The organism is Enterococcus mundtii (assembly GCF_013394305.1).
Lineage (GTDB): Bacteria > Bacillota > Bacilli > Lactobacillales > Enterococcaceae > Enterococcus_B > Enterococcus_B pernyi.
The window spans coordinates 355125-379501 of sequence record NZ_AP019810.1; the positions used below are offsets into that span (position 1 = coordinate 355125).

At 36.1% G+C, this 24377-nt stretch carries 20 protein-coding genes; 3 read left to right on the forward strand and 17 right to left on the reverse strand.

Translation table 11 applies throughout. From position 1 onward, the window contains the following. The first annotated feature begins 102 nt into the window (after positions 1-102). Positions 103-1047, forward strand: a complete 945-nt coding sequence (locus HZ311_RS01675; RefSeq protein WP_178946445.1) for a hypothetical protein — start codon at positions 103-105, stop codon at positions 1045-1047. Between the two features lie 333 nt (positions 1048-1380). Here HZ311_RS01675 and HZ311_RS01680 read toward each other — a convergent pair whose 3' ends face one another. Continuing rightward, positions 1381-3414: an EndoU domain-containing protein gene (locus HZ311_RS01680; RefSeq protein WP_023519856.1), complete on the reverse strand. Its 2034-nt coding sequence runs from the start codon at positions 3412-3414 to the stop codon at positions 1381-1383. A gap of 355 nt (positions 3415-3769) precedes the next feature. Between HZ311_RS01680 and HZ311_RS01685 the strand changes: the two genes are divergently transcribed. After that, positions 3770-5065: an ISL3-like element ISEfa11 family transposase gene (locus HZ311_RS01685; protein WP_010734358.1), complete on the forward strand. Its 1296-nt coding sequence runs from the start codon at positions 3770-3772 to the stop codon at positions 5063-5065. 227 nt (positions 5066-5292) lie between these two features. Here HZ311_RS01685 and argS read toward each other — a convergent pair whose 3' ends face one another. The 4 genes from argS to arcA form a co-directional block, all read right to left on the reverse strand. Then, a complete protein-coding gene (gene argS / locus HZ311_RS01690; protein WP_010735177.1) occupies positions 5293-6984 on the reverse strand; it encodes an arginine--tRNA ligase in 1692 nt (563 codons plus the stop codon). Positions 6985-7442: 458 nt separating this feature from the next. Next, positions 7443-8396, reverse strand: a complete 954-nt coding sequence (gene arcC, locus HZ311_RS01695; RefSeq protein WP_010735176.1) for a carbamate kinase — start codon at positions 8394-8396, stop codon at positions 7443-7445. A 113-nt stretch (positions 8397-8509) separates the two neighbouring features. After that, a complete protein-coding gene (argF, locus tag HZ311_RS01700; protein ID WP_010735175.1) occupies positions 8510-9529 on the reverse strand; it encodes an ornithine carbamoyltransferase in 1020 nt (339 codons plus the stop codon). Between the two features lie 105 nt (positions 9530-9634). Then, positions 9635-10864 (reverse strand): arginine deiminase, encoded by a 1230-nt coding sequence (gene arcA / locus HZ311_RS01705; RefSeq protein ID WP_062805084.1) that lies wholly within the window; start codon positions 10862-10864, stop codon positions 9635-9637. Between the two features lie 459 nt (positions 10865-11323). Between arcA and HZ311_RS01710 the strand changes: the two genes are divergently transcribed. Further along, positions 11324-12025, forward strand: coding sequence for a Crp/Fnr family transcriptional regulator (locus HZ311_RS01710; protein WP_023519859.1), 702 nt, complete (start codon positions 11324-11326; stop codon positions 12023-12025). A 108-nt stretch (positions 12026-12133) separates the two neighbouring features. Here HZ311_RS01710 and HZ311_RS01715 read toward each other — a convergent pair whose 3' ends face one another. The 12 genes from HZ311_RS01715 to HZ311_RS01770 are packed head-to-tail and all read right to left on the reverse strand — an operon-like array spanning position 12134 to position 24377. Continuing rightward, a complete protein-coding gene (locus HZ311_RS01715) occupies positions 12134-13552 on the reverse strand; it encodes an oligosaccharide flippase family protein (protein ID WP_010735172.1) in 1419 nt (472 codons plus the stop codon). A 4-nt stretch (positions 13553-13556) separates the two neighbouring features. Beyond that, positions 13557-14723, reverse strand: a complete 1167-nt coding sequence (locus HZ311_RS01720; RefSeq protein ID WP_023519862.1) for a nucleotide sugar dehydrogenase — start codon at positions 14721-14723, stop codon at positions 13557-13559. Further along, positions 14720-15511, reverse strand: coding sequence for a glycosyltransferase family 2 protein (locus tag HZ311_RS01725; RefSeq protein WP_010735170.1), 792 nt, complete (start codon positions 15509-15511; stop codon positions 14720-14722). The genes HZ311_RS01720 and HZ311_RS01725 overlap by 4 nt, the downstream gene beginning before the upstream one ends. A 44-nt stretch (positions 15512-15555) precedes the next feature. Next, the gene (locus tag HZ311_RS01730) at positions 15556-16821 is read right to left on the reverse strand and encodes an O-antigen ligase family protein (protein ID WP_010735169.1); all 1266 of its coding nucleotides are present in this window, start codon (positions 16819-16821) and stop codon (positions 15556-15558) included. Positions 16822-16846: 25 nt separating this feature from the next. Further along, a complete protein-coding gene (locus tag HZ311_RS01735; protein WP_034691408.1) occupies positions 16847-17938 on the reverse strand; it encodes a glycosyltransferase family 4 protein in 1092 nt (363 codons plus the stop codon). Next, entirely contained in the window at positions 17935-18561 is a 627-nt protein-coding gene (locus HZ311_RS01740) for a sugar transferase (protein ID WP_023519865.1), read from the reverse strand. Before HZ311_RS01740 ends, HZ311_RS01735 begins: the two co-directional genes overlap by 4 nt. Next, the gene (locus HZ311_RS01745) at positions 18554-19672 is read right to left on the reverse strand and encodes a DegT/DnrJ/EryC1/StrS family aminotransferase (RefSeq protein ID WP_023519866.1); all 1119 of its coding nucleotides are present in this window, start codon (positions 19670-19672) and stop codon (positions 18554-18556) included. Before HZ311_RS01745 ends, HZ311_RS01740 begins: the two co-directional genes overlap by 8 nt. 1 nt (position 19673) lies before the next feature. Beyond that, positions 19674-20303, reverse strand: a complete 630-nt coding sequence (locus HZ311_RS01750) for an acetyltransferase (RefSeq protein WP_023519867.1) — start codon at positions 20301-20303, stop codon at positions 19674-19676. 10 nt (positions 20304-20313) lie between these two features. Continuing rightward, complete coding sequence (locus HZ311_RS01755) at positions 20314-22131, reverse strand: polysaccharide biosynthesis protein (RefSeq protein WP_010735164.1); 1818 nt, start codon at positions 22129-22131, stop codon at positions 20314-20316. Positions 22132-22152: 21 nt separating this feature from the next. After that, positions 22153-22893 (reverse strand): tyrosine-protein phosphatase, encoded by a 741-nt coding sequence (locus tag HZ311_RS01760; RefSeq protein ID WP_023519868.1) that lies wholly within the window; start codon positions 22891-22893, stop codon positions 22153-22155. 17 nt (positions 22894-22910) lie between these two features. Next, positions 22911-23588, reverse strand: a complete 678-nt coding sequence (locus HZ311_RS01765; protein ID WP_023519869.1) for a CpsD/CapB family tyrosine-protein kinase — start codon at positions 23586-23588, stop codon at positions 22911-22913. A 12-nt stretch (positions 23589-23600) separates the two neighbouring features. Continuing rightward, the gene (locus HZ311_RS01770; RefSeq protein WP_010735161.1) at positions 23601-24377 is read right to left on the reverse strand and encodes a YveK family protein; all 777 of its coding nucleotides are present in this window, start codon (positions 24375-24377) and stop codon (positions 23601-23603) included.

A 24377-nucleotide genomic window follows, 5' to 3' on the forward strand; every position in this document is an offset into this window, starting at 1 on the left:
TACTTTTTTCTGATTGACGAAAAAAACAGTCCCCAACACTCCTTATTTACATGTCATAATTTAATTAAAAAAATTTTTATAGATAGAAAGGAAAAAACGATTATGACCTTCTTCCCCTTTGTCGATCCCAATCGTCGACCACAAGCCAAGATTCGAAAAATCACAGAAGAACTCACACAAAAATTTCAAGCAATCGATCCAGATTTGACTCTGATACATAATGATAACTTTATTGATTATGGTCCAGAGGTCTTTCCACAACTTTCGTCGATTTACTGGGATCCTCGTGTGCCAGATCATCCAATGGAACATTTTGTGTATTCGGAGTATCGGTTGAAATATCAATTTTATACGCTCTATTGTTTTACACCTTATGGCGAACAAATTGATGAACATTACGGAAAAGTAAATCATTCGGATCGAAAAACGCTACAAGCAATTGACGATTTGATATTAACTGTTATTCACACTTATCAAGCAAAAAACTTATCTTACTGGAAGGATTTATTTCCAGAAGAACAATTCCAACAAACAATCGCATCTCATTATCAAAGAACTTCACAGATGATCGGTGAAGGTAGAAAAAGTAGTCGACTAATCACCTTCACTGACCCTAAGCATCGACCTTTGGCCGCTGTAGAAAAGAATACGGAATTTCTAGAAACTCAGTTAAATCAATTAGATTCTCGACTAACTGTGACCCATGATGATTCATTTATTGATTTTGGTCCAAGTGATGGACATTTTCTTGCTGAGTGTCCTTATGATCCAGAGGAAGAATATGAGATTTGCTATGAAGATATTCCTCTATTTGGTTGTTCTCCCTATAACATAAGCTTTGGTATACATGGAGATTTTTACAGTAAATGGATGTTGAATATTGATTATCTTGATTTAAGAGAGCGATTGAATAACCCTACTTTAGCTATTATTCATCAATATCAGTTAGATAATCTATATTACTGGCGTGATCATTATTCCACTGAAAAATTCCAATCTGAAGCCCTTGATTCCAAAGAACGCGGGCTACGACAAATCCACTCCTGAATATTCAAAATGGTGTACTTAATGCTCAGTCAATTACAAAAAAATGACAGAAAGACTCTTGTAAAAAAATAATACTTTATCTATAGACTTAATTTAATTATTTCACAAAATGTTTTTTTATTTTCGTTTAAAAATTTGCTAAAAACCCTCTAGATTAAGCTTTCTATAATAGCCTTAATATTTTATATAGTAGGTACCATAAATACACAAAAAAATTATTGAAGTGTGAACAGTTCTAAAATATCTGAAAAAGACTAATAACTCAATTTTTTTTAGAGTTATTAGTCTTTATTATTTTGTTGTAAATTATAAATATTTTCTAATCTCTTAACTCTAATTTATAAATGGGTACGCTGTCACAACGTTTACCTTTCCATTTGCTTTTACATTCACATGTATTTTTATTTCAAAATTACCACTGCTTTCCTTTTCAATATAATCTTGTGGACCTGGAACATTTGTGACATTTTTCTCTACAATCCTTTCAACCTCACTAGTAATTTTTTCTGCATCCCAATTATCTGGAAAAACGGTAGATCCTGCTCTCTTGAAATCTTTCCCATAACTCACATCGGATTTAAAAGGTTTTCCTTCCACCACCGTTCCTGTCGGTTTATAAACTACCCCACTTTCCGGATTATAAAAATCAGGATGGCGCGAATGAGCACCTGATATAGTCAATTTTCCATCTTTCCCCGGTCTTACCTCTCCCGCCACATGGCGCAAGGCTTTACGGTTATAGTATTCGGTGGTTGGTAACTTCTCTACCAAGGCTTCATTTGGACACCCTTTGGTGATTAGAGCCTTTTCCGCTTCCAATACGCGAGCGGCTTCGGCTTCTTCGACTTCAATCGCTGCTAGGATAACTTCTTCGGATTCAACTGCTTGTAAGACAGAAATCATTTCAGACCATGGTAAGCACATGGCGATGAGCAAGATATCCACTGGTTCGAGCTTCAATTGGGACTGCTTGATGACCCAGTCGGTATTTTCGTAATTTGGTAAGTGCTTCAATACACTACCACCGACTTCAGAAATCGCTGCAATGGTGGTGTCATCTAAACTCTTTGGCAAAGAATTCGTGCGTTCTTCATCAAACAAGCCATCGGCTAACGCATAGTAGTTGCAATAGACACCGAAAAAGCTTTGCACTTTGCGGATCGTATAGATGATTTCTTGGTTAAAACCGATGTCGATTTGGTCTAAGGGAACAATTTCTTGCGTTCCCCGATACACAAACTCACCTTCCCGATCAATGACAACTTCTTTGTCATTGGCTTTCGCTGCGATCCGGAATAGATTGGTCTGAAACGTATCAGGCAATTGATCAATCAGCGCATCCCGCTCATCGATCATCTGACGGGTGATTTCTTTTCCGATGTCATTGACGGAATCGACATCTGTTGGGACTACTGCTCCAAATTGGACGGACGAGTATTCTTTGACCAGTTCCAAGGCTTGTTCAGGTGTGGCGATTTCTGCTAAAAATGTATCAAAGTCCGTCTCCAAGGGAATCGTGATGCCCCGAATATCATATTGCGTGTATAGTTCTTGGCGATGATCATAGGCGGTATAGCTCATGGTCACATTGACATAGGGTGTTCCTGGACCATTATATGGAGAAAAATTGATTTGTTTCAGGGCGCCGATCCGTGGAGGTAATTTTTCATTTCCCGGTAAGTATTCATTCAGTGAAGTATCTGGATAAACTAATAGACTTTGATCATTCGTGTCTTTAGGAACGAACAATCCGCTCATACCGTCTGTGCCGGTTCGCATCTCATATCCAGATAGTTCTGGTGTTGTTTGTATGTATTCAAGGAACTGGTTTTGGACCGTAATCCAGCTAGCCAACTCGATTTTGGTGGTCGGATAAATCTCAACGGGGTCTTCTGGAGCATCAATGGCATCACCGAGCAAGCTGATCGACTGCCTTAGGATACTTGTCGAAGTCAAACGGTACAATTGGCTGACAGCTGTCTCTTTGGTTGATTCTTTTAAGTAGGGTCGGGTAAATTCAGCAAAGGCGGTAGCTTGGATGATCGGTGCAATTTTTGAACGGGCAAATCGGGTACTGAGGGGTAACGTACTTGGCCCTTCCATCACGTCTAAATAATCCGCTAGAACTAAATTATCAAATACGTTATGTTCGGCAGTCAGGGTATCCGTAAATCCTCGGAGTTTTGCCCATTCGTTCCATGTTTTTTCATCTTTTGCTGGCGAAGTGCCACTTAAATCAATCGCAACAGCCGGACGCGAGGTCGCTTCTTTGGAGGATCGATCACTCGCAAAGGCTAAGAGTGTCGGTTGGAAAACCGACGACAACAACATTACAACCATCAACAACGAGAACCATTTCTTTTTCATTTTTCCACTCCTTTTCTTTTTTATTGACACCGAGAGTATATCCCAAGAAAAGAAAGCGCTTAATAAAAGGTGGAAATTCTCATGAAACGACTTTTTCTAAAATAAGAAAAGGAAATTCAATTATTTATTCATAAAAATTTTTGTATGTACAATTCAACATAAAACAACTATAAGAATGTATGCCGTACCAAAAATACGTCAAAAAAGCCGGGATTTTTTGGCTCTATAATTTATGGGACTGATGAATCAGAATTGATTCTTCAGTCCCATTTTCATTTTAGGTATTAAAAAACATATCGTTCTCTAGTATGATTAAATCACCACAAAATAAACAACTGAGAGGACGATATGCTATATGAATGATTCTATCAAAAAAATGCTGAGAATAATAGAGAAAGATTTGATGATTACAGAGGTCTCTTACGAGACCCTTCAGAAGAAAAAGACGTTGGTCGTCGATGCTGTTCTCTCGCCTACTCCTCGTGCTTGTAGAAGTTGTGGTTCTACTGTGGTAGATGGAAACGGGAAAGCAATTATAGTGAAAAATGGAAAAAAAGAAACGATTGTCCGTTTTGAACAATACAATCATATGCCTTTGGTTATGCGCCTAAAAAAGCAGCGCTATACCTGTAAAAACTGCCGAACCCATTGGACTGCTCAAAGTTATTTTGTCCAATCCAGACATTCAATCGCAAATCATGTTAGATATAAAATTGCTTCTTTACTGACTGAAAAAGTATCTTTATCTTTTATTGCGAAAAGCTGTCAGGTATCTTTGACCACTGTTATTCGTACATTGAAAGAGTTTAAAAGCTATTTACCAAAGCAATCTAAGAAGATTCTCCCAAGAGTATTGATGGTTGATGAATTTCGTTCGCATGCTTCCATAGAAGATAAAATGAGCTTTATTTGCGCAGATGGCGAAACAGGAAAATTAATAGATGTTTTGCCTACGCGTAAATTACCTCGATTAACAAGCTATTTCTTAAAGTGTACCAATCCAGAAGAAGTAGAATTCTTGGTGACAGACATGAACGCCGCCTACTTCCAGCTCACCAAACGTGTTCTGCCAAATGCGAAAATAGTGATTGATCGGTTTCATATTGTCAAACACATGAATCAAGCGTTCAATGAGTTGCGTATCCGTGAAATGAATGAACTTCGTAAAGCAGGACAGAAAAGCCAGGCAGAAAAACTGAAAAAGAACTGGCGCTTTTTGCTAAAAAATCGTGCAAACATCAACCATTATGAATACAAAACATGGAAAAGTTTCCGAGCACCAAAATACCCATTTCTTACTGAAGCAATGATGATTGATCGATTGCTTGAGTTTTCTACGCCCCTAAAGGAGGCGTATCCCTTTTTTCATGAATTAGTTGAAGCCTTTCGAGACAAAGACCCTGACTTATTTTTCTCCTTATTAGCAGAACTTCCCGAAACGTTGGATGACAGCTTTCGGGAAAAGCTTCAAAACCTTCTGACCTATGAAGAAGGCATCACCAACGCAATGATCTATCCTTATTCCAATGGAAAAATAGAAGCGAAGAATACCCACATAAAGACAATGAAACGAGTATCCTACGGATTTAAATCATTCGAGAACATGAGAATTAGAATCTTTTTGATCAATCAATTAATCAAAGTAAGATAACAAAAAATCTGAGCCAGAATGAGGTTCATTCTGACCCAGATTTGATTTTGCACAACTCATCAGTCCTTATTGACAAAGAGCCGATTTTTTCAAATCCCGACTTGGCTCGTTTCTAAAAGAAACCCTTCTAGATAAAAATCAATTCAATTGTAAAATATGCCATGGATTATTGACTGGAACATAACATTTAGATTTCTCTTCAGAAAATCTTTAAACAATGAAACTTTTTACATTTTATCTGGTGCATGTAATCCTAATAGACGTAAGTCTTCTTTTAGTAAAACAGTGACAGCATAAACTAACGCTAAGCGCGCATCTTTTTGGTCATCATCCGCTAAGATTTTTGTATGTGCATAGTACTTATTGAACGCTTGTGCCAATTTGATCGCATGTTTTGCAATGATCGATGGCTCATATTTTTCACCAGCTTGAAGCACTGTTTCAGGATATTTCTGTACAAGCTTCACGACTTCCCAACTATTTTCGTCATTCAACGCATAAGCTTGATCTTTAGAAGGAACAAAACCTGCTTTGTCTAATAAACTCATCGCCCGAGCATGAGTATATTGGACATAAGGACCTGTTTCTCCTTCAAAACGAACCACTTCTTCTAAATTGAAGTCAAACGTATTCAAACGGTCATTTTTTAAATCGTGGAAAATAACAGCACCCACACCGACTTGTTTTGCGATGACATCTTTGTTTTCCAAATCAGGATTCTTTTCACTGATTTGTTGTTTCGCTGAGTCGATTGCTTCATTCAATACTTCTTCTAGTAAAACGATCTTTCCTTTACGTGTCGATAGTTTTTTACCACCTTGTGTGATCAAACCAAACGGGATATGGTGCATATCATCTGCCCAGTCAAAACCTAGTTCTTTCAAGACAGCTTTCAATTGTTTAAAGTGATAACTTTGTTCATTACCAACTACGTATAGTGATTGACTAAAATCATACGTACGTTTACGGTATAGTGCAGCTGCCAAATCACGCGTAATATAAAGTGTCGCACCATCTGATTTTTTGATCAAGGCAGGATTTAGATCATAAGCAGATAAGTCAACGATTTCTGCACCTTTGTCTTCTTGTAAGAGATGTTTTTCTTCTAGTAATTCGACGATTTCATCCATCTTGTCATTGTAGAAAGCTTCCCCGTTCAATGAATCAAAACGAACTTCTAACAAGTCATAGATCTTGTTGAATTCTTTCATTGATTCGTCACGGAACCATTGCCATAACTCCATCGCTTCTTCGTCGCCTTCTTCTAGACGCTTGAACCAAGAACGAGCTTCATCATTCAATTCAGGTTGTGTTTCAGCTTCTTCGTGGAATTGGACATATAGACGCAATAATTCATTGATTGGTTCAGCTTTTACAGATTCAGCAGATCCCCATTTTTTGTAGGCAACGATCAGTTTTCCAAATTGTGTACCCCAGTCTCCTAAATGGTTGATACGTACTGGTTGATAACCTAATTTTTCCATAATAAAGCCAATTGAGTTTCCGATTACTGTCGAACGTAAGTGACCCATTGAAATTGGTTTTGCAATGTTTGGTGAAGACATATCGATTGGCACGCTTCCTTGGTTACCGATCGTGCTATCCCCATAGTGTTCTTTTTCTTTTACTACTGTAGCTAACACTTGCTTACTGATGATCTCTTTGTTCATAAAGAAGTTCAAGTATGGTCCGACGACTTCGATTTTTTCAAAATTTGTTGCATCGATTTTCTCAGCAAGATCCGCTGCGATCTGTTGTGGTGCTTTGCGGAAGATTTTTGCTAAAGAGAACGTTGGAAATGCGACATCTCCATGGTCCGCTGATTTTGGATTTTCAAGTAATTGTGCGACTTGCTCCAACGTCAAGTCATCTTGTACGACTTCATATAGTGCTTTTGCAACAACATCTTTGTTATTCATTTATTTTCCTCCTACATATTGTTTGCTGTAAAACAAAAAATCTCTAGCAAATCCATATTTCCTATGAATTTACTAGAGACGAGAATTCCCGCGGTACCACTCCAATTGTCCTAAAAAAGGACCTGCTCGATCTGATATCGGTAGACGACCGTCTGTCAAAGACAGAGTTCTCCAAGTGCGCTTCATTGGGATTTGTCCGTCCGGCTTCCACTCTACCCAGACTCGCTTTGAACGAAATGACACCAATTACTCTCTTGTTCAGCAAACGTTGCTCTTATTTAACTTGATTTGAATTATAGCAGATATCCAATCTCCTGGCTAGAGTTTTCTTCATAAATAAACGGTGTTCGAAAAGCTGACCTTCAACAATAAGCTAAAATGTCCAGGAGGTCTAAAGGAGATTAAAAACCAACTGGACATTTTATACACATGGTCATGGTAAAACGATAAAAAGTTTCTTACGCTTCATCAGCAACAATGATTGTTCCTTCTTCTGAAGCTAATAGATTTTCAATATTTTCTAAGGAAGTAATAATTGCTTTCCCAGTAGGACGAGCCTCAACAAAGGCAATCGCTGCTTCCACTTTTGGCAACATGCTTCCTGGAGCAAATTGGTTTTCAGCAATATACTGTTTCATTTCTGAAACACCAACTGTTTCTAATTTCTTTTGATCTGGTTTTTGATAATTTACGTAGACATTATCGACACCCGTCAACACGATCAATAGATCTGCACCAATGATCTCTGCTAATTTTTCAGAAGCAAAATCTTTATCGATAACAGCTTCTTTTCCTTCAAGACCTGTTGCAGTTTCCACTACTGGAATACCGCCACCACCTACAGAAATGGTGATTACGCCTTGTTCCACTAATGTTTGGATGACTCGAGCTTCTTTGATTGAGATTGGTTTTGGAGAAGCAACGACCTTACGCCAACCACGTCCTGCATCTTCTTTGAATGTTACAGAAGAGTCTGCTTTCATCTGATCATTCGCTTCTTCTTCTGTATAGAACGGTCCAACTGGTTTGCTTGGATTTTTGAACGATGGATCATTTTCATCAACGATGACTTGTGTCACTAACGAAACGACATCTTTATCGATTCCTTTTTCCTTCAACACTTCGCCCATCGCATTTTGCAACCAATAGCCAATTGAACCTTCCGTCATCGCCACACATGTATCTAATGGCATTGCCGGTGTTTTTTCTGAATCAGCCGCTTGTTGTTGGATCAATAAATTCCCAACTTGAGGACCATTACCATGTGAGATGATCAATTCATCTCCTTGTTCAATAAATTTCACTAAGTATTTTGCTGTTTCCATCAATGCGTCTTGTTGCGCTTTTGCACTTGCATCTGTTGATAAAATCGCGTTTCCGCCTAATGCAACAACCACTTTTCTGTTTGCCATGTCTATCTCCCTTTCTTTCAGAACATTCTGAATTTTACCGATGACAAAACAAGCCAGCGTTCTTTCTGAACGATCCTCACGCTGACTCGTTTTGATTATTTACTTGTTAGTTGTTACACACGAGGAATGAATAAGTTTCCTAGTGTTGCTGCCATGATTGCTTTGATTGAGTGCATACGGTTTTCTGCTTGCTCAAATTGACGTGCATATTTACTGCGGAATACTTCGTCTGTTACTTCCATTTCAGTGATGCCGAAGCGTTCTTTCATTTGTTCACCGTAAACTGTCTTCGTATCATGGAATGCTGGTAAGCAGTGTAAGAAGATCAAACGATCTGTATTGTTTGTTTTTTCGATCATATCCATATTGATTTGGTAAGGTTTCAATAATTTGATACGTTCTTCAAATTTATCTTCTTCACCCATTGATACCCAAACGTCTGAGTAAAGAACGTCTGCTCCGTCTACCCCTTTAGCAACATCGTCAGTGATCATTAATTGTGCACCTGATTTCGCTGCAAACTCTTCAGCCATTTTCACGATTTCTTCTTCAGGTTGTAATTCTTTTGGTGCAACGATACGCATATTTGTTCCTAAGATCGCACCTGTTACTAACAATGAGTTCGCCATGTTGTTACGTCCATCGCCACAATAAGCAACTGTGATGCCTTCCACTTTACCGAAGTTTTCTTGGATCGTTAAGAAGTCAGCGATCATTTGAGTTGGGTGCCATTCATCAGTTAAACCATTCCATACAGGTACGCCTGAGAATTCAGCTAATTCTTCCACCATTTTTTGGCTGAAACCACGGAACTCGATTCCGTCAAACATACTACCTAATACTTTGGCAGTATCTTCTGTAGATTCTTTTTTACCTAATTGGATGTCATTTGCACCTAAATACTCTGGATGCGCACCAAGATCGATTGCTGCCGTTGTAAATGCTGCACGTGTACGTGTTGATGTTTTTTCAAATAGTAATGCAATGTTTTTTCCTTCTAAGTAATGATGTGGGATGCCACGTTTTTTCAAATCTTTCAAGTGTTGAGAAAAGTCGATCAAATATTGTAACTCTTCCTTTGTAAAATCTTTTTCTGCTAATAAACTTCTTCCTTGAAATACTGATTCTTTCATATGAACATTCTCCTTTAAAATTGTATTCTATTTGATAGTACATAAAGCACTTGGTATTAAGAGGAAATCTGATGGCAGCTGACAGTGACTGCCATCAGGATTAAACTATTTTAAATCTTCACGAACTAATGGTTGGCTCATGCAACGAGGGCCACCACGACCGCGTGACAATTCACTTGAAGTGATTTCCAATACTTTGATGCCGTAGCTTCTCAATAATTCGTTTGATACATAGTTACGATTGTAAGTAACTACCACCCCTGGAGCAATCGCTAATGTGTTTGAGCCATCATTCCATTGTTCACGAGGTGCAACAATCGCATCGCCATTACCTGTTGGGATCAATACAAGATCATCTAACCCTAAAACTGATTTCAATGACTCTTGTAAATCATCTGAATGAGAAATTTTGATATCATCGCCAGCTTGTTCAATTGTAAAGACGTCCATTTTTCCTTCTTTACTTTGGATCGCTGGATGGATTGTGAATTTATCATGGTCAACCATAGTAAATACTGTATCTAAATGCATCATGGCACGATTATTCGGGATCTTGATTGCCAAGACTTTTTCAAATCCTGCATTTTTCGCAAATAAGTGACGTGCTAAACGCTCAATCGCTTTTGCATTTGTTCTTTGTGAGATACCCACAGCGACAACTGTGTCACTAAGGATCAATTCATCCCCACCTTCGATATGATCTGGATTTTCGCGATCCAACCATACGTCAACCCCTTTATTTGCAAAACGTGGGTGGTGGTTCAAAATGTATTCTGTGAACATTGACTCACGACGACGTGCTTCAAATGCCATTTTATTGATTGTCATCCCATTCCCCATTGAAGCGGAAGGGTCCCTTGTAAAGTATAGGTTTGGCATTGGATCCATGTAGAAAGGATAGTCGTCATCAGATGATAAATCGTATAAACTACGTGATTTCACATCGATATCTTTTGTACGGACACCCGCCATGATCTTATCTACCATATCTTGAGTTTCCATTGATAGAAGGAACTCATGAAGACCATCTCTAACAGCATTAGATGCAATAAAAGATTCATCTAACATTTTATTTAAAAATTCCTCTTTGACATTACCTGCATCGATTGCTTCAGCCGCTAATTTTTCTAAATATAATGTTTCAGCGCCTTCACTTTGGAGCACTTGTGCAAATTCATCATGCTCAGCTTGTGCAATCGGTAGATACGGAATGTCGTCGAACAACAAACGATCCATAATATCAGGCGTTAGATTTTCCACTTCTTGACCAGGTCGTTTTAATAATACTGTCTTTAACTTTCCTATCTCAGAGAAAACGTGAATCGGTTTATCCATGTTGTGTTGCCTCCTTCGTTTTGATTACATACTTAGAATAAACTGCTTTTGTAATCACTTTCATGCTTTTCTCGCATTTAAAAAGAGAAGAATCTCTCATTATTAAAGCTTAATTAAATAATTACACATTTTTGCATCTTTTATTAATAATTTCTCTTTTTTTTATACTGAAAACTCTCTCAAAAAAATTTTTATTCATCAAAAAAATTTTTTTGTATATTTTTAAATCCCATTTAAATTAAGGTTGTTAGCGTTTACTTTATGTATATTATTTGTTTTTTATACACTTTTATGATCACTCATCAAATTATATTCATCTGTTTTGTATAAATCCTACATAATAACAAACGCAATTAATATTTTACAAAATATAGCTTTTCTCGGAATGTATTATGGCTTTACAAAAGAAATAAAAGAAGTCACAATAGAAGGAGAGAATTATAGGAAGCAGGGATGTTCATGCGTGTAAATAAAATCGATTATCATTTTTCTAAACTCAGATATCAACCTGATTTTGAACACTTTACTGATGAGGAATTTGAAGAAATCAAAGAGCAGACTGTCCTACGTTCATATAAGAAAGGACAAGTGCTTTTTGATGAAGGAGATGAGCGGCAACGTTTCTATGTCTTAACAGAAGGATTGATCCGTTTAGAGCGTTATGACGAAAGTGCTACTTATTACTACTATGATTATGTCACAGCAAATAATCTCTTTCCAATGTCTGGTATTTTTGAAGAAGAACCTTATACGTATACAGCACAAGCCATGACAGATATCGAGACTTTTTATTTTCCTGTAGCTTGTTATGAAAAAATTGTCAAAAACAACCCCAATCAATTGATTTACATGATCCAGAAGTTAGGAAAAGTCGTTCAGATGCACGAACTACGCATTCAAATCGGCTTGACCTCCAGTGCATTTGACCGAGTGAAACAAAACTTATTTGTTTTAAAAGAAGAATTAGGAATCCCTACAGAAGACGGTCATATATCGATACCCTATCCGATCACGTTGAAAGAACTAGCAGTCAATAGTGGTACCACTCGTGAAACCGCCGGACAGGTGATCAAACAGCTGAAAGACTCCGGCTTGGTGAATTATGACAAGAAGCGGTTCACGTTTTGTAAGGAGGCAGTGACACCGGGATGGCGGGAGTGATTCTTTGCCATCCTCTACTATAAATATTAATAAATGAGCCAAAGGTATTTGACAATATCCACTACCTTTGGCTCATTTTTTGATAAATAAAAAGAAGTAAGTAATCAGTCACTTACTTCTTCTCTCTTGTATAAATGAAACAATAGGATTTGTTCTCATTACTACTGTAAAGATAAAATACAGGGTAATAGCAATTAAACCTTGTACTATATTAGTTATTAAACTTGCTTGCATAGAATTAGTCAATATTCTGGTGATAATCATCATTGCAAGTGCTGAAATAAAATAAATACTTATTCGCCGAAAATTAAAAGAAAAGTTAGTAGATTTGAGAAACGAGCGCACTCTTACTGCAGTAACAAAGAATTCAGCCAATAAATTAGAAATGACAACTCCAAAAAAACCAACAGTTGGTAGTAAGATTAGATTACTGATAATGTTTATACCTGCACCAATAATCACAGATTTATTATATTCTCTAACTTTACCTATAGGAATAAGGTACTGTCTTGAAACAGCCATACCTAGCGGAATAATTACTATTAAAGGAGTAAAAAATGGGATAACATTATTAATAAATAAAAACTTTTCCCCAAAAAACCATGGAACAAGCTTATCATATACAGTTAACATCCCAAACATGATCGGTAAACTAAAAAACAACTGTAGATCAATCGTTTTATCCATCAGCTCTACAATTCGCTCAACATTTTTTTTAGCAAACAAACCACTCATATGTGGAAGTAAAACAATATCAAGTGTAGTGATGATTGTTATAAACACTGTATTTAAGGTGAGTGAGTTTGTATAAAATCCAACTGCTGAAGCCCCTATGAATAAGCCTAATAAGGTCTTATTTAAATTCGTATATAAGGTAATCGCTACTTGGGGTATAAAGAATTCAAACGAGCCTTTGATGTGACTAAAACTTTTTTTTAGATTTATTTTTTGAAATGTTATATAAGGTTTGATAAAGAACCAAACTAACACTTGTGAAACAAATATACCAGCTGTTTGGATCAAAATATAGATACCTACATCATTTGAATCTTTAATAAAAAGCAGTATCAACACAAAAGTAATTATTTGAACGAATAAACTCGATACACTAGTTAACTTAAAATCTTCAATTCCCATAAAGAACCATGATATATCAAAAAGCACTGCTAAAATGGTTAAACTTTGAAAATAAAAATAATTACTGTTAGGTAAGAAACTGACAACAGCAATGTAGATAAAAAATACTGCTAATGTCAATATCGCTTTAAATACAACAATTTCCCAAAATAATTTAGAAATGTCCTCTTGTCGATTATACGCAAGTGCGATTTCTCTATTCCCATACATAGCTACACCTAAGCTAGCAACTAGTACAAAATATTGTGCGATTGAATTGGTATAGTTGAAGATCCCTATTCCAGCAGGACCTAACGCCATAGATACTATAGGTATGGTTATAATTGGAATAACGATTTTCATTATCTGGAATATGGATTGATAAATGAAATTACGAGCTATGTTTTTCACTCAATCAATCCCTTCTAAAAATATCTCTAGTATAAACTTTTTCTTCAACGTCATCCAATTCTTCATCAAATCGATTGGAGATGATTACATCACTTAGATTTTTAAAATCTGCTAGTTCAGGTATCACCGGAAAACCTGAAAAATCCTTCTCATCTACAGTAGGTTCATAAACAATAACAGAAATACCTCTCGCCTTCAGTCTTTTCATTACTCCTTGAATTGAAGAATAACGAAAATTATCTGAAGCAGCTTTCATAGTCAAGCGATAAATCCCTACAACTTTGGGACTTCTAGCTAAAATTTGTTCAGTGATAAAATCTTTTCTCGTCGCATTTGCATCAACGATTGCACCAATCAAATTGCTTGGGACACCACTATAATTTGCACGCAGTTGCTTAGTATCCTTTGGTAAACAATACCCTCCATAGCCAAATGATGGGTTATTATAATGCGAACCAATTCTAGGATCTAGTCCGACACCTTCGATAATTTGCTTACTGTCTAAACCATTCGATTCAGCATACGTATCAAGCTCATTGAAATAAGCAACTCTTAAAGCTAAGTAGGTATTTGAAAACAATTTGATTGCTTCCGCTTCTGTTGAATTCGTCAATAGTATCGGGACATCATTATCATGAGCATTTTCCTTAAAAAGATTAGCAATTTCTTGTCCCCTATCTGAGTTTTCGCCAATCACGATTCTTGATGGGTGAAGGTTATCGTATAGTGCTTTACCCTCACGCAGAAATTCTGGTGAGAATATTATCCGCTCCGTTCCATACTTTTTCTTTAATTCTTCCGTGTACCCTACAGGAACGGTTGATTTGATTATAAAAGTAGCATCTGAGCGAATTGCTAAAGCTTGTTCGATTACTTTTTCAACTGATGAAGTGTTAAAATAATTCTTCTTTTCATCGTAATCTGTTGGGGTTGCAATAATTAAGTAATCACCGAAAATCACAGCTTCTTCAAAGTCTTTGATAAAATTAATTTTTAGATTATCCTTTTTTAAAAATTCACTAATTTCTTTATCCTCTATAGGAGAAATTCCTTGATTCAACTGGTCTATTTTTTCTGTTACAATATCATATGCTTTGACTGCTTCGCTTTGGCTTAGAAGTAGTGCATTTGCTAGGCCAACATAACCTAAACCGAATACTGAGATATTCAAGCTCTATTCCTCCTTGATTGTTTCAATGATAAGATTCTTCTTGGTACGATTAATGCAATTAAAGGTTTGATAATATAAATATATTGTGTTGGTGATAGCTTGAGTTTCTTAAAATTTCTATATCTAAATTTGAATTCACCAATTCTATTTTCCCAAGAAATCTTGTTATAGTAATTCTTATCTTGATAATAATAAACAAGCTTTTCTTGTATATTGAATCCCCTAAATCCATTTACATACAATCGCAAGTATAAGTCATAGTCCTGACCTCTCACAGTTTCTTTAGAAACCCTATAGCCTTGAACACTCTCTAATGCTTCCTTTCGAAACATTACTGATGGATTAATAAATGGACTAGTTTTTAGCAAGTCATTAATTTCAGGTTTATCTTTAATTATCAACTCACCATATATACCATCTTGATCCCAAAGATAAGCATTACTTCCAACAAAATCATATTCAGGATGATTATCTAAAAATAGAACTTGCTTTTCCATTCTTTCCTCGTGACAATAGTCATCATCATCTAGTTGCATGATATACTTTCCAGAAGATTTTTTTATTGCTTTATTACGCGTATAGGCACTTTTAGAATTTTTTTCATTTTGATAAATTTGAATTCTTGAATCTGTTTCTTCCAGTTCCTTTAATATTTCCCATGTACCGTCTGTTGAGCAGTCATCACAAATAATGATTTCAAAATTTTGGTAAGTTTGTTTTAAAATAGAGTCTATAGCTCTTTTAATTGATTTCTCCGCATTAAATGTGGGTACAATAACACTTATCATTAATTTTCTCTCCTAAATTAGCTAATAACATAAAATGAAACATTTTATTTAACTCTTGAATTTTTGGAATAATCAGAAACTGATTTATTTGAAAATAACATTGCTAATAGAATCCATAGTATTCTCGAGTTTTGCAGAGATATACTGAAGGAAAAAAATATTGTTCCAAGAACTAATGCAACAACTATCCAGTTTTTATTAAAAAGTTCAATAATACTTTGTTTTACTAAGAATATTAAACCAACAACTAACGGACCAATTCCCCACTCCACTGCTAATTGTAAAAAGGTATTATGCGCTATAGTTGGACTACCACTTATTACTTTGGCTACACTTGAGTAATCCATAAAACCTATCCCCATAAAGTGAGTATCAATAATAAGTCTATAAGCTGTTTCCCATGCGTCTACTCTCCCTGAACCACCCTCGGTAATTGCACCACTAAAATTTTCAAATACAATGTATATTCGTTCCAGTTGAGGAACTGATTGTGTAAATGCCAGTAAATCTGTCATGATTGAATCGAAGAATACATAAAACATAGTCAAACTTCCACTTATTACTAAGAACAAAGTTGCTAACTTAGCAGGTGACTTACTTTTTGTAAAAAATTTTTTTAAACTCAGTACACTTAACATACAAATAAAAACAATTAGACCAGTCTTTGAAGCCGATAGCAAAATTGTCGTAGGATAGATAATCATTGCCAAAAAATTTGTTAGTTTTCGTTTGAATCCTTTGAGATACCAAATACAAAACCCGCATATTTGCATATAAGCGAAATAATTAGGATCATTCATAAACCCTCTCATACGTATCTCACCAAACAATACAATAGACCGTAGAGCAGCTGGGCCAATAAAATAAATTATTAATGATAAAGTACCTAAAATCAGGCTTCCATATTTTAATCCTTTAAAAAAAAGTTCCTTTGTTTTTGGATTTATGGTCAAAACAGAAATAAAAAGAATAAAATAGAGCAAGCTGATTATAAACTTTTGAAAAGTAATAAATATAGGTATAAATGATATTGAAATATTCAACCAATTTGATATTTGCATAGTCGAAAAGAATCTCAAACTCAAGAGTATAATAAAGTATATAGTTGTTTTTTTTGTTAAATAGATTGACTTTGTCAAAAATAATAATATGATCAAAAAAATCATGAAAACATCACTGACAGAAACATTTATACCTAGAAAAATCTGTGTGATATTTATTGTGAATCCTATCAAAAAAATAAATCTATCAATAACTAATTTTTCGCTTTTTTTTTCTTCCAATGATGTTGAAATATCTGTAAATTCCATTATCTTCCTCCTAAAAGGATGTTGGTTACTCACTGTATATATCACTTATTTGCTTTATAACTATCTCTTCACCATATTTCCTTATTGATTCGCTTGCAATTTGAGCATATTTCTTTATCGGAATATTTTCTGAGAAGAAATCACTTAGCGAGCCTATTAAATCTATATTATCGGTGAACAGTATTCCATTTTCTCCTTGAGTGATCAAATCCATATTTCCCCTTATATTAGATGCCATTACAGGAACTCCATTAGCCATTGCTTCCATAACTGAAACAGGAAGCCCTTCTCTTTTTGAAGGAAATACAAATAAATCGCTAATTTTCATTATTTCAATAACGTCATTCCTATATCCTAGTAACTCAATTTTTTTTGATAGACCAGCTTCGTTTATTTGACGGATCAAATCATTTTTTAGCGGGCCAATTCCGCAAATCAAATATTTGAAATTTTCATTTTTGAAATCTCTCAATGCCTCAATTACAATTTTATGATTTTTATTATCATTAAGTTCTCCTACAGATAGAATAACTTTCGCTTCTCCATCAATCCCCAATTCTTCTCTTTTTTTCACTCGATCAATAGGTTTATTACATGCTTCAAGAGGTAACCCTACACCATTTACTAAATAGACGTTCTTAGCAAAAAAATGATCTGATGCACGTTGAAAATCCTCTTGATTTATAGTAATCAGCGTATCTGTATATCTAGACAAATATTTTTCAATTGGATAGTAAAAAAGCCAGTTTATTGTACTTGCACCTTTATAAAAATGAAAGCCATGAGCAGTATAAAATACTTTAGTTTTCAATTTTTTGCATGCTAATCGAGTAATCATAGATGCTATAGGTGTATGGGTGTGAACGATGTCAAAATCTTTTTCATTAACAATACTCTTAAGACTTTGGTATGCAGATAAATTATATTTTGAAAATGGACTTCTACTAAACGGGATTTGATAAACTTCAATATCATAATCTTGAAAAAAAGGCTTTAGAGGTTGCTCGATTGAACAAGCAACGCTTACTTCATGCCCTTCATTAATTAACATTTCAATATGTGGGATAAGAAATGCATTTAAAGTATTGGATATTGTCGTTACATATAAGATTTTCAGTTTGTATCATTCCCTTCAAACTTCTCTATCGTTACGCTAGAATTTGAGCTAATACCTTCGTGTCTAATAACTTTATTGATTGTTAAAAAAAAGATTATAATATCATGCATAAATGTACAGTTTTCTACATAGTAGCAATCATACTCAAACTTCTCTGCCCAACTAATCGCATTCCTACCCTTGACTTGCGCTAATCCCGTTAATCCTGGGCGGACGCTATGACGTTTCCGTTGTTCCTCATTATATAATGGTAAATATTCAACTAATAATGGTCTTGGCCCCACAAACGACATATCTCCTTTTAAGATATTCCAAAGTTCAGGGAGTTCATCCAAACTAGTTGCTCGTAGTAATTGTCCAAATTTCGTTAACCGAACATTATCAGGTAAGTCATTTCCATTTGCATCTTTTGCATCCGTCATTGTACGAAATTTATACATGGAAAAAATGACTTCATCTTTTCCAGGTCGATTTTGCTTAAATATGATTGGAGAGCCCAATTTAATTTTTACTAAAAGAGCTACGATTAAAAGAACAGGCGATAAGACAACAAGAGCAAGAGCTGAGAAACATATATCTAATGCTCTTTTTCCCCATTTCTGATATACGCTTTTATTATTCATGTTGCAACACTCGCTTGATTGTTTTCACGACTCGAGACAAATCTTCATCTGTCATCTTCGTATCTGATGGCAAACACACACCAGTATTAAATAATGTTTCAGCAACATTATTTCCAACATAATCATATTCTGCAAAAATTGGTTGTAGATGCATTGGTTTCCAGACAGGACGTGCTTCGATATTTGCTTTATCCAATTCATCCATAAGCATATTCGTATCCACATCTGAAAGCAAAATCACACTTAGCCAATAATTAGGTTGATTCCATTCATTTTCAGGCATGAAGGAAATGGAAGGAATGTCAGATAGTTCACGTTTATAATAATCATAAATATATCGTTTCTTGTTGATTCGGTCTGACAATACTTTTAGCTGTCCTCTGCCGATCCCTGCTACAATATTGCTCATACGATAGTTATAGCCTATTTCATTATGTTGATAATGACGTGCTTGTTCCCGGGATTGTGTTGACCAAAATCGAATTTTTTCAATTCTTTCTGGATTATTTGAAACAGCCATTCCTCCACCAGATGTGGTGATTATTTTATTCCCATTAAAAGAATAGATACCATATTCCCCAAATGTGCCAGTATATTGACCTTTATATGTTGTACCTAGTGACTCTGCCGCATCTTCGATCAAGGTCACTTGATATTCTTTACATATCTTGATGATTTCATCTAAATCTGCAGATAAACCGTATAAATGAACGACAACTACTGCTTTTGCTTCAGGATATTTCTCTAAAGCGATTCTAAGTTGTTTAGGGTCCATATTCCAAGTTTCATTATCACTATCTACAAACACTGGTTTTGCACCTTGATAGACGATAGGGTTTACAGTAGCTGAAAATGTTAATGATTGACAAATCACAATATCATCTTCTCCAACCCCAGCTGCTTTTAATGCTAAATGGATGGCTGCTGTACCTGAAGTCAATGCAGCCGCATGGTCAATCCCTACATACTCAGCCAATTCTTTTTCAAAGTTATTGACATTTGCACCAAGCGGAGCAACCCAGTTGGTGTCAAATGCCTCCTTGACGTATTCTTGTTCGTATCCTTCATCACTCATGTGTGGTGATGCTAGGAGTATTCGTTCATTTTCCATCTTAATCCCAACTTTCTATTATTTTTGCAGGCACTCCCACACTTTTTGTATTGTTATGAATATCCTTAACAACTACACTTCCTGCGCCTATAATATTTCCTTGGCCAATCGAGACTTCTGGTATCACTTTAGTTCCGACTCCGATTTCATTTCGATTGCCTAATAGTGCATAACCAGACAGATTTACATTTGGATAGATTGAATTATAGTTTCCTATCTTTGAATCATGCCCAATTGTTGAATAGATATTGAACATATTGAAATTACCTATTGTTATATCGGCTGTATAAGTTGTGTAAGGCATCAAAATGTTCCCTATACCTAGTTGTACATTCAATCCTACTAAAGCAGTAGCATCAATCAAATTTGGAAATGTCAGATGATTATTACCTTTCAATTCCAAAAAAATTTTTTCCTTAATACGCGGATTAGCAATTCCTATAAATACAGCAATCTTTAGTTCCATTTTTTTTAATAATTCTATTTTTCCTAGCACTGGTATTCCAACAATCTTTTCATCTACCGTCTTGACATCATCAACAAATCCAATTAACTCATATTCGGACTGTCTACTTAATAAAAAGGCGAGTTCTTTACCGAATCCTCCAGCACCAACAATTATTGCTTTCATGACACTCCCCCTATTTACTCGAAGCCCTTGCAAATGCTACGACTTCTTTTGCTAGTTGTTTGTCATCGTCGGATAAACCTGTTACAAATTCCATGACTTCTTGGATCGGGTAACCTTTGATATTCCCTACAAAAATCTTTTCATACACCTGTTCATCATTTCGTTCTTTGTCCAACAACAGTTCTTCATACAATTTTTCGCCAGGTCGGATGCCTGTTTCGACGATTTCGATTTCTTCTTCAGTGTAACCACTCAAGCGGATCATATTTCGTGCAAGATCTAAAATTTTGACTGGTTCACTCATATCTAAGACAAAGATTTCGCCACCTTTTGCTAATGCACCCGATTGGATGACTAAACGGCTTGCTTCTGGGATTGTCATAAAGTAACGGGTCATCCGAAAATCGGTGATCGTGATGGGTCCGCCTTTTGCGATCTGTTCTCGAAAAACAGGGATTACGCTTCCGCGAGAGCCCAAGACATTCCCAAATCTTACGGCCGAAAACTTGGTACTGTTTTCTTCATTTAAGCCTGTGACGATCATTTCTGCGATTCGCTTCGTGGCTCCCATCACATTTGGTGGGTTATTGGCTTTATCGGTGGACACCATGACAAAGTTTTTGACATTCGCTTCTTTGGCAGCTTCTGCTACATTTTTTGTTCCTTTGATATTGTTTTTTACTGCTTCTCTTGGGTTATATTCCATCAAGGGCACATGTTTATGTGCTGCTGCATGATAGACGATATCCGGCTGATGTTCTTTCATGATATGGAAGATCTTTTCACGGTCTTGGATATCTGCAATAATTGGAATGATTTCTGTTTTATTATAAGAGGGGTCTCCTGATAGTTCGCGATGAATCAAATAGATCGAGTTTTCACCATGTCCTAATAAGAGTAATTTTTTTGGCGAAAAAGCAAGTACTTGACGACAAATCTCTGAACCAATAGAGCCTCCAGCTCCGGTAACAAGTATGACTTTTTCTGAGATGTGTGATTTTAGTTTATCTAAATCTAATTTGACTTCTTCTCGTCCTAACAAGTCGACCACGTCGATTTCTTTCAGGCGAGAAACATTGATTTTCCCTGATGCGATTTCTTCAATCGAAGGCATGGTATTCATCTTGACTTCTTTTGATTCGATAAGATGGAAAATTTCACGAATTCTTTTTCGTGGCAAGGAAGGTATCGCGATCGTCACCATATCGATCGACAATTCGTCGATCAATCTTGGTAAGTCCTTAGTATTCCCTACGACTTTTATCCCAGACAAATATGTTTTATATTTGTTCGGATCATCATCCACAAAGCCAATCACTTCCAAATCGTTGATTGCTTTTGAACTAAGAATACTATTGTATAGAATACGTCCGCCTTCGCCAGCTCCAATAATTAGTGTTCTGTGTTTGTTTAGTGGCGATTCTTGACGCTGTGTTTTATGTTCGATATATATACGCCAGAATAAACGACTGCTGATGATGAGAAACATAGATAAGATGTAAGTTAATAATTGTAATCTAAGGCTGATTTTTTGCATAAACAAATATTGGATGATAAATGATGAAATAACGGTACAAGTAATGGCTGAAAAAATAGCTGCCATCTCATTTAAATTCGTATATCGATTGATTCGCGTGAATGTTTTAAACAGCATGCCATATCCAATGTAAAAAATTAGTGATACGCCTAAATTCACGGCTAAGTAATCTTGATCGATACCAACAAATGGTGTCATAAAATAATAGCTTGATAATATAGAGATGCCTAATAAAAAACTATCAACCAAAACTAAAATGATTACTTTTCTTCTTCTAGTAAGTTCAAACAACCCCTGCGCCCCCTAAAACTTTTATACAATAGGTCGAAAATCTTTTGCATGCACTTGCTCCCCATTGATGATGTCTCTTGTTACTTGATCCATTTCTTCGATGACTGTAGATCCAAATTTTTTCTCTACGATACTATATGCTTTTTCCATATAAAAATCCCGATCTTTTCGACTATGGGCATCTGAGGCAATCATCTGGACAAGCCGATGTTGAACCAGTTCCTCACTTAACTTCTTGATCTGTTTGCCATAAACACCTGCAATACTCGGTGCAGTCAACTGCGCCAAACACCCCATATTCAAGTAGGGTAATAATAGATTAGGACTTTCTTGGAAACCGCGGTTCCGCTCAGGATGGACAATGATTGGTACGATCCCCATCTGACGTAATTCATAAAACAAACTTTCTGTATATTCGGGAATGCTGTTTGTTGGTAGCTCAGCTAGCAAATAGCGATCGGCGACATCTGCAAAAAGAATCTTGTCACTTTTAATTTCATCTATTAAATTACTTTTTATTCGAACTTCTTGTCCTTCAAATAAAGTTAGGGGGATGGACTGTCGATCGAGTTCTTTTTGCAAGTCTTCGACAGCTAGTAATACATCTGCTTTTTCATTGGTGAAACGTTGATTGTGATGAGGGGTGCATAAAATGTGGGTGATTCCTTGTCGAACAGCTTCTTCTGCCATGGCGATCGATTCTTTGACCGTTTTTGGTCCGTCATCTATACCAGGTAAAATATGACAATGTAAATCAATCATTTTTGCTCACTTCCTCATCAATAGTAATAATAATTAAAATCTGCATTCTTCTTCGCACCGTTGTAAACAACACCTAAAATCGTTGCTTGTGCAATGGCTAGCAGTTCTTTCGCTTTGATTAATTCTTGTTTCATTGTTTTGCGTTCTCGGACGACTAAAAGTGTCCCATCTGTTTTTGCGGCTAAGATCTGAGCATCAGTGACTGTTGCAATGGGTGGTAAATCAAAAATGATCAAATCAAATAATGCTTTTAGTTGTTCGATCACTTCTTCCATTCGTTTCGAATCAAGTAGTTCGGATGGATTCGGTGGTTTCGGTCCACTTGTCATGACCCAAAGATTTTCGACGGAACTGGTATGATAATATGATTCCGGTCTTCCTTCACGATCGCCTAAGAAATTACTTAATCCATTGACATTTGGCAATTGAAAAGTCAATGCTACACTTGGTTTTCTCAAATCAGCATCAACCAGCAAAACTCTTTTGCCACTATTTGCGAATACGACAGCTAAGTTAGCAGCTGTTGTTGATTTTCCTTCACCTGGACCAGATGAAGTCACGACCATCGTCTTCAATTCACGATCGACAGAAGCAAATTGGATATTTGAACGGATCGTCCGATATTGTTCGGAAACCATGGCATTTTTATCGGTAATGCTGAGGAGTGAAACAGGTAAAATAGTGTTTTTCTTCATAAATACTTCTCCTTATACACGTTTTCGTGAACGACGGCTTTCTCTTTGTTCAGTTGTTTCAATCGTTTCGACTTCTGCTGGTTGAAACATACGGCCGTTTTCAAGTTCTTTCTTCGTCATTTCATTGACATCTCCAAGTATCGGCAATCCTAATTCTTCTGTGACAAAACGTTCATCTTTAACTGTTTTATCTAACAACTCTAGAAGAAAGGCTAATCCGACTCCAATCATCAAGCCAAGTAACCCACCAATAACTACGTTCAACATGTTATTTGGTGAAACAGGTGTAGGATTGCTTTGTGCTGCAGAAGTGATCGTCACTTTATTGACATTCAATACGTCCGTTGCTTTTGATTGGAAAACTTGTGCTGTGACGTTGGCGATATCCGTCGCATGATCTGGATTATCAACAGTTGCAACGATTTGGAACATTTGTGAGTTTTGTGATTGATTGACACTGATCACCGATTTCAACTCACCCTTTGTAAGACTTTGTCCATAATTTTGTTCAAGTTCTCTTTGAACATCATTGATGACAACATCGCCTAAAATCATATCTTTGTAAGTATTGATCAACAATACGTTAGCGTTGACATCTTGTAGATTCGTATTCGTATTTTCTGCTTTTGACTGAACGATCATCTCAGCTGATGAACTGTATTTAGGTGTAATCAAAAAGAACGTGACTCCAGCAGCTAATGCAAATCCGGCAAGCGTGGTCGCAAGAATCAGCAACCAACGCTTTCTTAAAATCTCAAATAATTCTCCTAGACTAATCGTTTCTTCCAT

Excerpts from the sequence above, each read along its gene's own strand:
- HZ311_RS01740 (WP_023519865.1), bottom strand. The coding sequence starts at position 18,561 with ATGAATAATAAAAGCGTATATCAGAAATGGGGAAAAAGAGCATTAGAT.
- argF (WP_010735175.1), bottom strand. The coding sequence starts at position 9,529 with ATGAAAGAATCAGTATTTCAAGGAAGAAGTTTATTAGCAGAAAAAGAT.
- HZ311_RS01730 (WP_010735169.1), bottom strand. The coding sequence starts at position 16,821 with ATGGAATTTACAGATATTTCAACATCATTGGAAGAAAAAAAAAGCGAA.
- HZ311_RS01770 (WP_010735161.1), bottom strand. The coding sequence starts at position 24,377 with ATGGAAGAAACGATTAGTCTAGGAGAATTATTTGAGATTTTAAGAAAG.
- arcA (WP_062805084.1), bottom strand. The coding sequence starts at position 10,864 with ATGGATAAACCGATTCACGTTTTCTCTGAGATAGGAAAGTTAAAGACA.
- argS (WP_010735177.1), bottom strand. The coding sequence starts at position 6,984 with ATGAATAACAAAGATGTTGTTGCAAAAGCACTATATGAAGTCGTACAA.
- HZ311_RS01750 (WP_023519867.1), bottom strand. The coding sequence starts at position 20,303 with ATGAAAGCAATAATTGTTGGTGCTGGAGGATTCGGTAAAGAACTCGCC.
- HZ311_RS01760 (WP_023519868.1), bottom strand. The coding sequence starts at position 22,893 with ATGATTGATTTACATTGTCATATTTTACCTGGTATAGATGACGGACCA.
- HZ311_RS01675 (WP_178946445.1), top strand. The coding sequence starts at position 103 with ATGACCTTCTTCCCCTTTGTCGATCCCAATCGTCGACCACAAGCCAAG.
- arcC (WP_010735176.1), bottom strand. The coding sequence starts at position 8,396 with ATGGCAAACAGAAAAGTGGTTGTTGCATTAGGCGGAAACGCGATTTTA.
- HZ311_RS01710 (WP_023519859.1), top strand. The coding sequence starts at position 11,324 with ATGCGTGTAAATAAAATCGATTATCATTTTTCTAAACTCAGATATCAA.
- HZ311_RS01685 (WP_010734358.1), top strand. The coding sequence starts at position 3,770 with ATGAATGATTCTATCAAAAAAATGCTGAGAATAATAGAGAAAGATTTG.
- HZ311_RS01745 (WP_023519866.1), bottom strand. The coding sequence starts at position 19,672 with ATGGAAAATGAACGAATACTCCTAGCATCACCACACATGAGTGATGAA.
- HZ311_RS01680 (WP_023519856.1), bottom strand. The coding sequence starts at position 3,414 with ATGAAAAAGAAATGGTTCTCGTTGTTGATGGTTGTAATGTTGTTGTCG.
- HZ311_RS01725 (WP_010735170.1), bottom strand. The coding sequence starts at position 15,511 with ATGATAAGTGTTATTGTACCCACATTTAATGCGGAGAAATCAATTAAA.
- HZ311_RS01765 (WP_023519869.1), bottom strand. The coding sequence starts at position 23,588 with ATGAAGAAAAACACTATTTTACCTGTTTCACTCCTCAGCATTACCGAT.